At 66.0% G+C, this 11971-nt stretch carries 11 protein-coding genes; 6 read left to right on the forward strand and 5 right to left on the reverse strand.

Features of this window, described 5'->3' with window-relative positions; genetic code table 11:
- Positions 1-227: 227 nt before the first annotated feature.
- Positions 228-1232, reverse strand: coding sequence for a type I glyceraldehyde-3-phosphate dehydrogenase (gene gap, locus AC27VL_RS19360; protein WP_025874252.1), 1005 nt, complete (start codon positions 1230-1232; stop codon positions 228-230).
- Between the two features lie 193 nt (positions 1233-1425).
- Here gap and AC27VL_RS19365 point away from each other — a divergent pair, with 193 nt between their 5' ends.
- The 3 genes from AC27VL_RS19365 to AC27VL_RS19375 all read left to right on the forward strand — a co-directional run bounded on the left by AC27VL_RS19365 (position 1426) and on the right by AC27VL_RS19375 (position 4244).
- Positions 1426-2055, forward strand: a complete 630-nt coding sequence (locus AC27VL_RS19365; RefSeq protein ID WP_100553427.1) for an OmpW/AlkL family protein — start codon at positions 1426-1428, stop codon at positions 2053-2055.
- Between the two features lie 559 nt (positions 2056-2614).
- Positions 2615-3433 carry a S1/P1 nuclease gene (locus AC27VL_RS19370; RefSeq protein ID WP_488767951.1) on the forward strand — a complete coding sequence of 273 codons (819 nt, stop codon included), beginning with the start codon at positions 2615-2617 and terminating at the stop codon, positions 3431-3433.
- Between the two features lie 10 nt (positions 3434-3443).
- Complete coding sequence (locus AC27VL_RS19375) at positions 3444-4244, forward strand: MBL fold metallo-hydrolase (protein ID WP_205406312.1); 801 nt, start codon at positions 3444-3446, stop codon at positions 4242-4244.
- Between the two features lie 41 nt (positions 4245-4285).
- On the opposite strand, the gene AC27VL_RS19380 is transcribed toward AC27VL_RS19375, so the two are convergent.
- The 3 genes from AC27VL_RS19380 to AC27VL_RS19390 are packed head-to-tail and all read right to left on the reverse strand — an operon-like array spanning position 4286 to position 6418.
- Positions 4286-4846 carry an energy transducer TonB gene (locus tag AC27VL_RS19380; RefSeq protein ID WP_488767958.1) on the reverse strand — a complete coding sequence of 187 codons (561 nt, stop codon included), beginning with the start codon at positions 4844-4846 and terminating at the stop codon, positions 4286-4288.
- Positions 4846-6060: a M56 family metallopeptidase gene (locus tag AC27VL_RS19385; RefSeq protein WP_488767953.1), complete on the reverse strand. Its 1215-nt coding sequence runs from the start codon at positions 6058-6060 to the stop codon at positions 4846-4848. The genes AC27VL_RS19380 and AC27VL_RS19385 overlap by 1 nt, the downstream gene beginning before the upstream one ends.
- The gene (locus AC27VL_RS19390; RefSeq protein WP_100553432.1) at positions 6053-6418 is read right to left on the reverse strand and encodes a BlaI/MecI/CopY family transcriptional regulator; all 366 of its coding nucleotides are present in this window, start codon (positions 6416-6418) and stop codon (positions 6053-6055) included. Before AC27VL_RS19390 ends, AC27VL_RS19385 begins: the two co-directional genes overlap by 8 nt.
- 118 nt (positions 6419-6536) lie before the next feature.
- On the opposite strand from AC27VL_RS19390, the gene AC27VL_RS19395 reads away from it, so the two are divergent.
- From AC27VL_RS19395 to ybiA, 3 genes are read left to right on the forward strand one after another with little or no spacing between them, the layout of a single operon-like run.
- A complete protein-coding gene (locus AC27VL_RS19395; RefSeq protein ID WP_346580177.1) occupies positions 6537-7094 on the forward strand; it encodes a flavin reductase family protein in 558 nt (185 codons plus the stop codon).
- 33 nt (positions 7095-7127) lie between these two features.
- Entirely contained in the window at positions 7128-9080 is a 1953-nt protein-coding gene (locus AC27VL_RS19400; protein ID WP_488767955.1) for an acetyl-CoA hydrolase/transferase C-terminal domain-containing protein, read from the forward strand.
- A 45-nt stretch (positions 9081-9125) separates the two neighbouring features.
- Positions 9126-9728, forward strand: a complete 603-nt coding sequence (gene ybiA, locus AC27VL_RS19405; protein ID WP_346580175.1) for a riboflavin biosynthesis intermediates N-glycosidase — start codon at positions 9126-9128, stop codon at positions 9726-9728.
- 109 nt (positions 9729-9837) lie between these two features.
- Here ybiA and tkt read toward each other — a convergent pair whose 3' ends face one another.
- On the reverse strand, positions 9838-11835 hold the full coding sequence (tkt, locus tag AC27VL_RS19410) for a transketolase (RefSeq protein WP_100460210.1): 1998 nt from the start codon (positions 11833-11835) through the stop codon (positions 9838-9840).
- Positions 11836-11971 lie beyond the last annotated feature (136 nt).

Raw genomic sequence — 11971 nt, forward strand, 5'->3', positions numbered from 1 at the left:
ACCCGCCGGCGCAGGCCGGCAATCATCACCAGCGCCACCACCAGCAGCAGCGGTATCGCCAGCAGGACCAGTACTGCCAGGACCAAGAGTGCTTCCATTCCTCGCCTTCCAATGCGATCCCGCGCGCCACGATGGCGGCGGTCGACGGGCCCATGCTACGTCAGGCCGGGCCCCTTAAACGACGAACCCCGGCCAGGCCGGGGTTCGCGCAACGATCTTCGCAGGCCTTACTTGGCCGCGACGACCTTGGCCATTTCCAGGCACTTGTTGGAGTAGCCCCACTCGTTGTCGTACCACGACACGAGCTTGACGAAGGTGCCGTCGAGGGCAATGCCGGCGTCGGCATCGAACACCGAGGTGTGGGTTTCACCGCGGAAATCGGTGGCAACCACCTTGTCTTCGGTGTAGCCCAGGATGCCCTTCAGCGCGCCTTCGCTCTGTGCCTTCACTTCGGCGCAGATCTCGGCGTAGGTGGCTTCCTTTTCCAGCTCGACGGTCAGGTCGACCACCGACACGTCCGAGGTCGGGACGCGGAAGCTCATGCCGGTCAGCTTCTTGTTCAGTTCCGGAATGACCACGCCGACAGCCTTGGCTGCGCCGGTGGAGGACGGAATGATGTTTTCCAGGATGCCACGGCCGCCGCGCCAGTCCTTGTTGGACGGGCCATCGACGGTCTTCTGGGTGGCGGTGGCCGCATGCACGGTGGTCATCAGGCCGCGCTTGATGCCCCACTTGTCATTGATGACCTTGGCCAGCGGCGCCAGGCAGTTGGTGGTGCACGAGGCGTTGGAGATGATCGCCTGGCCGGCGTAGGTCTTGTCGTTCACGCCGAACACGAACATCGGCGTGTCGTCCTTCGACGGTGCCGACAGGATGACCTTCTTGGCGCCGGCATCGATGTGCTTCTGCGCGCTGACCTTGTCCAGGAACAGGCCGGTGGCTTCGAGCACGACGTCGACGCCGACTTCGTCCCACTTCAGGTTGGACGGATCGCGTTCCTGGGTCAGGCGGATCTTCTTGCCGTTGACCAGCAGATCCTTGCCATCGACGGCTACGTCGGCCTTGAAACGGCCGTGCACGGAGTCGTACTTGAGCATGTAGGCCAGGTAATCCGGCTCCAGCAGATCGTTGATGGCCACGATTTCGATGTCGTCGCCGAAGTTCAGCACCGCCGAGCGCAGGACGTTACGCCCGATGCGACCGAAACCGTTGATACCAACCTTGATTGCCATGTTCTCAAGCTCCTGCAGCCGCGACAGGTGCGGCGGGGTGGATAGGGCCCACAAGTCTAGCAGGCCGGCCTTGACCACCGCCGGCCAAGGCTGGCCCCGGGACGGCGGCCGGACAGGATTTGATCCGGATCAAAGCGTTAGCGCGGCGTGAGGCCGAGACTGGCCACATCCACCCAGCAACGAGATCACCCCCATGCGCAAGAACTCCCCCCTGATCGTGGCCAGCCTGGCCGCCGCCCTGTCGCTGGCCGCCGCCCCGGCCATGGCCCAGTCCAAGGGCGACTGGACCATTTCCGCCGGCGTGCACCAGGTCGCCCCGAAGTCGAACAACGGCTGGCTGGCCGGTGGCACCCTGAAGGTCGACGTCGACAACGACGTCAAGCCGACCATCACCGGTGAGTATTTCATCGCCGACAACCTGGGCATCGAAGTGCTGGCGGCGCTGCCGTTCAAGCACGACATCAACATCAACGGCCTGGGCCGCGTGGGCAGCACCAAGCAGCTGCCGCCGGTGGTCACCCTGCAGTACCACTTCAACAGCAAGGGCAAGGTGTCGCCGTTCGTCGGCGCCGGCCTGAACTACACCACCTTCTTCAGCGAAGACACCACCGGCGCGCTGGCCAGCAGCAAGCTGAAGCTGCAGGATTCGTGGGGCCTGGCCGCCCATGCGGGCATCGATTTCGCGATTGGCGAGAAGGGCGCCCTGCGCGTGGACATGCGCTGGATCGACATCGACAGCAAGGTGAAGCTGGACGGCGAGAAGATCGGCACGGTCAACATCGATCCGCTGGTCTACGGCGCGTCCTACGTCTTCAAGTTCTAAGGGGTTGTTTGGCGGGGGCTTCGCCCCCGCTCCCCCGCTACAGGCAAAACCCTCGCAGCATGTTGCCCCGGTATGTGTGTGCCGGGGCTTTTTTGTTGCAGAGCGTGGAGCTGCGTTTGGGCGGGGCAGGTGAATTGCTCAGGACACGCCGTAAATACATCCCTGTAGGCTCGATCGCCGCATCCATGCGGCGAACGGTCCTGAGCAATTCACCCGTCCCGCCCCTCTCATTTCCGCGCGCGCGCAAGCGCAAGCAGAAGCCGGCATCCGCATGGCGCAGTTGCTATCGGCCGGATGCTTCGCGCGCCGCAGGATGTGATCCTGCATTTGATTCTGATTCTGCATTTGACCTTTGCATCCGCCAACGCGGCCATGTTGGAGGTGTGCGGCCGGGGCTGGCAGAGCGGGACCGTTGGCGCCATGGATGGCGCCATCGAGCCCCCATGGATGGGTTTACGGCGTGTCCCGCACTGCCTGCCCCGGCCGCACACGCCCCGACGACAATGAACGCGCCGCTTTCCATCAACCACCCATCTCCCCCGCTGGCTAGAATGAGCGGATGAAAGCACTGCACTCCCTGTTCCTCGCCGCCGCCCTCGCGCCGGCCCTGCTGACCCTGTCCGCACCCGCCCACGCCTGGGGCGCGCAAGGCCATCGCCTGGTCGCCGAAGTCGCCGACAGCCGCCTCAACCCGACCACACGCACCGAGGTCGACCGCCTGCTGGCCACCGAACCCGGCGCCACCCTCGCCAGCATCGCGCCCTGGGCCGACCAGCTGCGCGCCAAGGACCCCGGCCTGGGCCGTCGCTCGGCCGGCTGGCACTACGTCAACATCGCCGAAGATGGCTGCCACTACGAGGCGCCGAAGCACTGCAAGAGCGGCAACTGCATCGTCGAAGCGCTGAAGGCGCAGAGCGCGATCCTCGGCGACCGCAGCCTGACCGATGGCGAGCGCCTGCAGGCGCTGAAGTTCGTCGTGCACCTGGTCGGCGACATCCATCAGCCGATGCACGCCGGCTACGGCCACGACAAGGGCGGCAACGATTTCCAGCTGCAGTTCGGCAACCGCGGTACCAACCTGCACTCGCTGTGGGACAGCGGCATGCTCAATACCCGAAAGGTCGACGATGCCGGCTACCTGCCGGTGCTGCGCGCGCTGCCGGCGCCGAAGCTGGCACGCCAGTCCAACCCGCAGCGCGACCCGGTCAGCTGGGCCGAAGCCAGCTGCCGCATTTCCGTGCAACCTGGCGTTTACCCTGCCTCGCGTAAGATCGGCGACGACTACACCACGCGTTACCGGCCAGTGGCCGAAGCGCAGCTGCGACTGGCGGGTGAGAATCTGGCGCAGTTGCTGAACCGCGTGCTCGCCACACGCTGAGGAGTATCCGATGTCGGTCCAGGTGCAATCGTTCTTCCACCGTGACAGCAATACCTTCAGCTACCTGGTCAGCGACCCGGCCAGCAGGGAGGCCGCGCTGATCGACCCGGTACTGGATTACGACCCGGATACCGACGCCAGCAGCGAGTCACCGGTGCGCGCGATGCTCGATGCCATCGCGCAGCAGCAGCTGCACGTGCGCTGGCTGCTGGAAACCCACGCCCATGCCGACCACGTGTCGGCCGGGCGGCGGCTCAAGCAGCGGTTCCCGCAGGCGACGTTGGCCATCGGCGAAGGCATCCGCGCGGTGCAGGCCACGTTCGCACCGCGCTATGGCCTGCAGCTGCCCGATCAACATGCGATCTTCGATCACCTGTTCGCCGACGGCGAGACCTTTGCACTGGGAGAGTTGCAGGGGCGCATCATCGCCGTCCCCGGCCACACCAGCGACAGCATCGCCTATCTGATCGACGATGCCGTCTTCACCGGCGACTCGCTGTTCATGCCCGATGGCGGCACCGCGCGCTGCGACTTCCCCGGCGGCGACGCCGCGCAGCTGTACCGCTCGATCCAGCGCCTGCTTGCCCTGCCCGATGCCACCCGCGTGTTCGTCTGCCACGACTACGGCCCGGGCGGCCGCGATTTCGCCAACGAAACCACCATCGGCGAACAGCGCGCGCACAACATCCACGTGCATGAGGGCGTGGCCGAAGCCGAATTTGTCAGCGTGCGTCAGGCGCGTGATGCGACGCTGGCAGAGCCAACGCTGATGCAGCCGGCGGTGAAGGCGAACATCCAGGGCGGGGCGTAAGGGCCGCACGGTCGCTTCATCGCGGCGGGAATGACGCGGCGTCATTTGCCCTGCGTGCGCACCACATGCTGGCCCTTCACGATCTCGAACGTGAATGCATACAGCAGGCTCACCGGCACTGGCTCAACGCGCTCGGCGCCTTCGCAGTCGCCACGGTCGTTCGGCACCTTGCCGGGTGCGAAGTGGCATACGGCGGCGGGTGAATACTTCCACATCGCCACCGCATCCTGCGCCGCCTGCAGCAGAGGCGCATTCTCGCTTGCCGCGCCTGCAGCGCATTCGCTGCGGTCTACCAGCGCCAGGCTTCGCTCGACAGCGCCGTCGGCATCGATTACCACCTGCAGGCAGATCGTGGTCGGCGCCAGCTCGGTACGCGGGTCACGATCACCGATCTGCGGATCCGGCGCCACATACAGCTGCGGCATCCGATAGCCTTCGGTTGCACCCAGTGTGTACGCCTGCACCTGGCCGCTGCCGCCTTTTCCTTCCGCATGCAGGCGCTGATGGCCAACGCTTTCATTGCGGGTGTCGACGGTGCTCAGCCGTTCCTGGGTGGCGCAGCCCGCCAGCATCCCCGCTGCCATCAGCAGTGCAAAGCGCATCACCTGGTGGTCTCCGTCACGTCGTCGTTCTCATCCATGGCGAAGGTGATCGGAATGCGCACGGCGCCCGCCACTGGCTTGCCGTTCTTCAGCGCCGGGCGGTAGGTCCAGCTTCGCGCTGCTGCGATCGATACCGCTTCGAACACGCCCGGATTGGTGGCGCTCACTACACGCACATCGCTGACAGCACCCTGCGCATCAACGTCGACGCGGAGCACCACCACGCCTGTCTGGCTCTGCTCGAACGCGCTCTTCGGGTAGCTCGGCGGTGGCATCTTGTCGACCCGGATCTCCCGATCCATGACGGCCACCGTTGGGCCGACCGCCATTGCGCCACTCTGGCTCGCCCACGCCACCGCCCCCATCCCCAGGCACAACCCGACCACCAGCACCTGACCCGACACCCACGGCAATGCCTTCCGCTTGGACTGCTTCAACATGGCGATACGCTCCTTCAACACAGGTTGGCTGCGCCAGTGGCAGACCGCCGGCGCAACCGGGTGGACCAGCTGCGCCTTCAGCAGCGTGCTGGCGTAGAGGCCGCGCAGCGCGGGCTGCGGGGCAATGGTGCGGGCATCGCAGGCCAGTTCCTGGTCACGCAGGAAACGACGTGCGGCGAAGGGCAGCAGCGGGTGAAACCAGAACACCGCGCGCGCCAGCAGCAGTACGCCGTTGGCCCAGTGATCGCCATTGCGACGATGGCTGCGCTCGTGCTGCAGGATCAGGCGCTGCTCCTGCGCGCTGAACTGCCGGTCGAAATCCGGGCCGACCACGATGCGCGGCCGCCACAGGCCCACCAGCGCCGGCAGCCCGGGATCGCCACTGGCCTGCCAGCTGCCATCGGCGCGTGCCTGCAGGCCGCCCATGCCACGTTCGAAGCGGCGCTGTGCGCGCAGGTCGCGCAACAGGCAGACGGCCGCGCCCAGCGCCCACACCAACAACAGCAGCAAGGGCCATTGCAGAGATGACGCAGGCAGGCCCTCCACTGCTTCGGGCACCACCTTCAGCGGCAAGGTCGGCACATGCTGCAACAACGCAACCTGCGGCAGGGGAAGCAACAGCGCGGCCAACAGCAGCGGTAGCAGCCACCAGCTGCGATACACCACTCCAGCGCCGCCCAGCCGCAACAGCAGCGGCCGCACCGTCGCCAGCAGGATTACGCCCAGCGCCAGCCACAGGCTGGCCCGCCACAGTCCGTCGAGCAGCTCATTCATCATCCAGCTCCTGGATCAGCTTCTTCAGTTCGGCGATGTCCTGTGCGCTGAGCTGGCCGCGTTCGCTGAAATGCGCCACCAGCGGCGCCACCCGGCCCTCAAACACACGCCCGAGGAAGTCCTGGCTCTGCGCCTGCACCCATGCCTGGCGCTGCAGCAGCGGCCGGTACAGATAGCGCCGGCCATCGCGCTCGGCGGCGATCGCGCCCTTGGTCAGCAGGCGGTTGAGCAGGGTCTTGATGGTCGGCTCGGCCCAGTTGCGGTGGGCCAGTGCCGCCACGACCTCATCGGCGGTGCGCGGTGCCTGCTGCCACAGTACCTCCATCACTACGGCCTCTGCTTCGCTGATCGGGGTCATGGTTTACATCCGTAATCGATGACTTGATTACGCGCGTAATCGAACCGACTGTCAAGCCCTCGACCGGTACTTCATCGCGCCTGCGCCAGCATGAAGGGCCTCCATCGCAGGTACCGGCATGAAGCCCTTGCGCAAGCGTGATTTCCCGGTCGAGCAGGCCCGCCGCTTCCTCGAACCCGGCCCCATCGTGCTGGTCAGCACCGCGTGGCGGGGGCAGCGCAACCTGATGACGATGGGCTGGCACATGGTGATGGGCTTTTCGCCCTCACTGGTGGCCACCTACCTGTGGAACGAGAACCACAGCTTCGGCCTGGCCCGCGGCAGCGGCGAGTGCGTGATCAACGTGCCGGGAGTCGAACTGCTGGACACCGTGGTCGACATCGGCAACTGCAGCGGCCGCGACGTGGACAAGTTCGAACGGTTCGGCCTGGATGCGGTGCCGGCGCGGGACGTGGGGGCACCACTGGTAGGCCAGTGCCATTCCAGTTTCGAGTGCCGCCTGCATGACGACAGCCAGGTCGAATCGAGCAATCTCTTCATCTGGGAAATCGTGCGCGCACACGTGGCGCCGCGGCCGAAGCTGCCACGGACGGTGCACTATCGCGGCGATGGCCGGTTCATGGTGTCCGGCGCCGAAGTCTCGCGTCGACGGCGGTTCAAGCCCGACATGCTGTAATGCCAGCACTCCCCCCAAGCAGGATCGCCCCGGATGACCGAACACCTCACCGACCTCGACGCCGCCGTTGACTGGCTGTTCGCGCGCGTGGATGGGCCGCTGCGGATCGGTGCACCGCTGGCGCTGGGCAAACCTCACCGCCTGCTCAACGCCTTGTATGCGCGTGTGGAACAGGACCCGTCGCGGCCGCTGCAGCTGTATACCGCGCTGTCGTTGAACCCGCCGCAGGCAAAGGGAGACGGCCTGGAAGCGCGCTTCATGGCGCCGTTCGCGTCCCGCCATTTCGGTGAAGACTTCCCGCGCCTGGCCTATGCCGATGCGATCGCGCGCGACGCATTGCCAGCGCACGTGCAGGTGGAAGAGTTCTACATGCAGTCCGGTGCCCTGCTCGGTTCGCGGCAGGCGCAGTCCAGCTACACCAGCCTCAACTACACCCACGCTGCCGACGCCGTGGCCCAGCGCGCGCCGCAGGTGATCGTGCAGAAAGTGGCGATGCGCCCGGACGACCGGCGCCTTTCGCTGTCGTGCAACAACGACATCACCCAGGACACGCTGGACGCGATGACCGCGCGCGGCCTGCCGCGCCCGCTGCTGGTTGCCGAGATCGATCCGCAGCTGCCGTATCTGGGCGGCACGGCCACGGTCGACGTGTCCTTCTTCGATCTGGTCATCACCCCGCCAGCACCGTATCCGGCGTTGTTCGGGCTGCCGCGGCAACCGGTGGCCGACGCCGACTACGCCATCGGCCTGTATGCCAGCACCCTGGTGCGCGACGGCGGCACGCTGCAGATCGGCATCGGCACCTTGGCCGATGCACTCAGCCATGCACTGGTACTGCGCCACACCGACAACGCGCGCTACCGGCGCGTGCTGGATGCACTGGACCCGCAACTTGCCAGCCATCCGCTGGTACAGGAGATCGGCGGGCTGGAGCCGTTCGAGATCGGCCTGTACGGCTGCAGCGAAATGCTCAACGAGGGCTTCCGCCGGCTGGTGCAGACCGGCGTGATCAAGCGCAAGGTGCATGATGACCTGGCGTTGATGCAGCGCATCGAGAACGGCAGCACGCTGTCCATCGATCACGCCACGTTGGAGGCGGAGGGCGAATATCTGCACGGCGCGTTCTACCTGGGCTCATCCGAATTCTACGAATGGCTGCGCACCCTGCCCGAGGACGAATGCCGGGCGATCGGCATGCGCCGCATCAGCGAGATCAACCAGTTGTACGGCGGCAACGAAACACTGGAACGCCTGCAGCGCCGGCACGCGCGCTTCTTCAATTCCTGCATGATGGCCACCGCACTGGGCGCAGCGGTGTCCGATGCACTGGAAGATGGACGCGTAGTCTCCGGTGTGGGCGGCCAGTACAACTTCGTGGCGATGGCGCATGCGCTGCCGGAAGCACGCAGTGTGTTGATGTTCCGCGCCGCGCGCGATGACAAGGGCCAGCGCGACTCCAATGTGCGCTGGAACTACGGGCACACGACCATTCCGCGCCACCTGCGTGACATCTATCTCAACGAGTACGGCATCGCCGATGTGCGCGGCCTGACCGACGACGACTGCGTGCACGCGATGGCGGCAATCACCGAGGCGCCATTCCAGGGCGCGCTGCTGCAGCAGGCCTTCGCGGCGCGCAAGCTGGCAGCAACTGCACAGCCCGATGCGCAGCGGCAGCAGCGCAACAAACCGCAGGCACTGGCAGCGGCGCTGGCGCCGTTCCGCAACGATGGCACCCTGCCCGATTACCCGTTGGGCAGCGACTTCACCGAGATCGAACAGGTGCTGGTGAAGGCGCTGGGCTGGTTGAAGGCGAACACGCAGACGCGCGGCAGCAAGCTGCGCACCGTGTGGGCCGCGCTGTGGCAGCCTGCAGGTGATGGCGACGCGGTGTACCTGCAGCGGATGGAACTGCAGTCGCCCAAGGACTTCGGCGAACGGCTCAATGCACGTTTGTTGAGGCTGGCCCTGGCGCGCACCGCGTAATCGCGCGGATGGTAGCGCCGGGCCATGCCCGGCGGATAACGATCAGTGCCAACCAAGGTTGGCACCTACCGCAGTGGCGCGGCACGCTATCCTGTGCGGATGAACAACGATTCCCGTTTCCTGCATGACCTGCAACGCCGCCAAGCCGATGGCGAGCACCTGCGCTATCTCTGCTTCTGGGGCCACCAGCCGCCGCGCACGGGCGTGGCGGCGTCGTGTTTCAGCCAGTGGTACGACGCAGGTTTCAACATCGACGGCGTGCACTACCCCACCGCCGAGCACTTCATGATGGCCGGCAAAGCGCGACTGTTTGGTGCCACCGACATCCTCGAACAGGTTCTCGCCAGCCGCACGCCTGACAAGGTGAAAGCGCTGGGCCGGAAGATCGAGGGCTTCGACGAGGCTCTCTGGGCGCAGGCGCGCTACGCCCTGGTGGTCGAAGGCAATCGGGCCAAGTTCTCGCAGAATGCGGCGCTGGGCGATTTCCTGCGCGCCACGGAAGATCAGGTACTGGTGGAAGCCAGTCCGGTGGATTTCGTCTGGGGAATCGGCCTGGCCAAGGATCACGCCGACGCACACAACCCGGCGCAGTGGCGCGGATTGAATCTTCTGGGGTTTGCGCTGATGGACGTGCGGGACGCGATGTAACGCCTATCCACGCATGGCGTGGATCTACTGACGCGCGGGCGATTCGTTTCGCTCCGCAAACGAGAAAGGCCGGCTTGCGCCGGCCTCCCCGTATTCCATGCAGCGCGGCTTACAGCGCCTTGGCCGCTTCCACCACGTGCGCGGTGGTGATGCCGAAGTGCTGGTACAGCTTGTCGGCCGGGGCCGACGCACCGAACGTGTCAATACCGATCACCGCACCGTCCAGGCCGACGAACTGGCGCCAGAAGCCGGTGATACCGGCCTCGATGGCCACGCGCTTGCGCACGGCGTTCGGCAGCACCGATTCGCGGTAGGCCGCATCCTGGCGCAGGAACACATCGGTGGACGGCATCGAGACCACGCGGGTCTTCAGGCCGGCCGCATCCAGCTGCGCCTTCGCTTCGGTCGCCAGCGAGACTTCCGAACCGGTCGCGATCAGGATCACGTCCGGGGTGCCGGCAGCATCGGCCAGCACATAGCCGCCACGCTCGATCTGTGCGATCTGCTCGGCGTCGCGCGGCTGGTGCGGCAGGTTCTGGCGGCTGAACACCAGGCAGCTCGGGCCGTCCTGGCGGGTGATCGCAGCCTTCCAGCTCACGGCCGACTCGACCGCGTCGCACGGACGCCACACGTCGTTGTTCGGGATGTAGCGCAGCGAGGCCAGATGCTCCACCGGCTGGTGGGTCGGGCCGTCTTCGCCCAGGCCGATCGAGTCGTGGGTGTAGACGTGGATGGCGTGGGCCGGGATCAGCGCGCTCATGCGCACGGCATTGCGGGCGTAGTCGCTGAACACCAGGAAGGTGGCATCGAACGGAATGAAACCACCGTGCAGGGCCAGGCCATTGGCGATCGCGGTCATGCCGAACTCGCGCACACCGTAGTACACGTAGTTGGCATTGGCATCGTCGGTGGCGACGGACTTGCTGCCCTTCCACAGGGTCAGGTTCGAGTGCGCCAGGTCGGCCGAACCACCAACGATTTCCGGCAGCAGCGGTGCGAACGCCTCGATGGCCAGCTGCGACGCCTTGCGCGAGGCGATGGTCTGGCCTTCGGCGGCAACCTGGGCGATGTAGGCGTCGGCCTTGGCGACGAAGTCGGCCGGCAGATCACCATGCGAGCGACGGGTCAGTTCAGCGGCTTCGGCGGGGTACTGCGCAGCGTACTTGTCGAACTGCTGCTCCCACTCGGCCTGGCGCAGAGTGCCAGTACCGCCAGCACGCCAGCCGGCGTAGATCTCTTCCGGAATCTCGAACGGGCCGTAGTTCCAGTCCAGCGCCTTGCGGGTGGCTTCCAGTTCGTCCTTGCCCAGCGGTGCGCCGTGGCTGGATTCCTTGCCGGCCTTGTTCGGCGAACCAAAACCGATCGTGGTGCGGCAGCAGATCAGGGTCGGCTTGCCGTCCTGCGACAGGGCCGCTTCGATACCGGCCTTGATGCTTTCCGGATCGTGGCCATCGACGCCACGGACCACGTTCCAGCCATAGGCCTCGAAACGCTCCGGGGTGTTGTCGGTGAACCAGCCTTCGGTGTTGCCGTCGATGGAGATGTGGTTGTCATCCCAGAAGCAGACCAGCTTGTGCAGGCCCCAGGTGCCGGCCAGCGAGGCGGCTTCGTGGGAAATGCCTTCCATCAGGCAGCCGTCACCCATGAACACCCAGGTACGGTGGTCGACGATTTCCAGCTCCGGGCGGTTAAAGCGCTGTGCCAGCAGCTTCTCGGCCAAGGCAAAACCGACGGCATTGGCGAAACCCTGGCCCAGCGGACCGGTGGTGGTCTCCACGCCCGGGGTCTCGTGACGCTCCGGATGGCCAGCGGTGTGGCTGCCCAGCTGGCGGAATGCCTTCAGCTGCTCGATCGGCAGGTCATAGCCGCTCAGGTGCAGCAGCGCGTACTGCAGCATCGAGCCGTGGCCATTGGACAGCACGAAGCGGTCGCGGTTGAACCACTGCGGGTTGTTCGGGTTGTGACGGTGGTAGTCGTTCCAGAGGACTTCGGCGATGTCGGCCATGCCCATGGGCATGCCGGGGTGGCCGGACTTTGCGGTTTCAACCGCATCGGCGGCGAGGAAGCGGATGGCGTTGGCCAACTGGCGACGGGTAGGCTGCGTCATGGTTCTGTCGGAATCGGGAGGCGGCCGCGGAACTGCGGGCGGCCTATTGTCCCACAGACGCCGGGTGGGGTCAGGCCAACAAGGCGGTAGTGCCGGCCGCTGGCCGGCAACCCCGCAATGCACACCCACGACAACT

Source organism: Stenotrophomonas sp. 14P6.2.3 (assembly GCF_057799055.1).

What these genes read in the sequence shown, in the direction of transcription:
- AC27VL_RS19385 (WP_488767953.1), bottom strand. Translation starts at nt 6,060, where the DNA reads ATGAATGAGCTGCTCGACGGACTGTGGCGGGCCAGCCTGTGGCTGGCG.
- tkt (WP_100460210.1), bottom strand. Translation starts at nt 11,835, where the DNA reads ATGACGCAGCCTACCCGTCGCCAGTTGGCCAACGCCATCCGCTTCCTC.
- AC27VL_RS19400 (WP_488767955.1), top strand. Translation starts at nt 7,128, where the DNA reads ATGACCGAACACCTCACCGACCTCGACGCCGCCGTTGACTGGCTGTTC.
- AC27VL_RS19375 (WP_205406312.1), top strand. Translation starts at nt 3,444, where the DNA reads ATGTCGGTCCAGGTGCAATCGTTCTTCCACCGTGACAGCAATACCTTC.
- AC27VL_RS19365 (WP_100553427.1), top strand. Translation starts at nt 1,426, where the DNA reads ATGCGCAAGAACTCCCCCCTGATCGTGGCCAGCCTGGCCGCCGCCCTG.
- AC27VL_RS19395 (WP_346580177.1), top strand. Translation starts at nt 6,537, where the DNA reads ATGAAGCCCTTGCGCAAGCGTGATTTCCCGGTCGAGCAGGCCCGCCGC.
- AC27VL_RS19380 (WP_488767958.1), bottom strand. Translation starts at nt 4,846, where the DNA reads ATGCGCTTTGCACTGCTGATGGCAGCGGGGATGCTGGCGGGCTGCGCC.
- gap (WP_025874252.1), bottom strand. Translation starts at nt 1,232, where the DNA reads ATGGCAATCAAGGTTGGTATCAACGGTTTCGGTCGCATCGGGCGTAAC.
- AC27VL_RS19370 (WP_488767951.1), top strand. Translation starts at nt 2,615, where the DNA reads ATGAAAGCACTGCACTCCCTGTTCCTCGCCGCCGCCCTCGCGCCGGCC.
- AC27VL_RS19390 (WP_100553432.1), bottom strand. Translation starts at nt 6,418, where the DNA reads ATGACCCCGATCAGCGAAGCAGAGGCCGTAGTGATGGAGGTACTGTGG.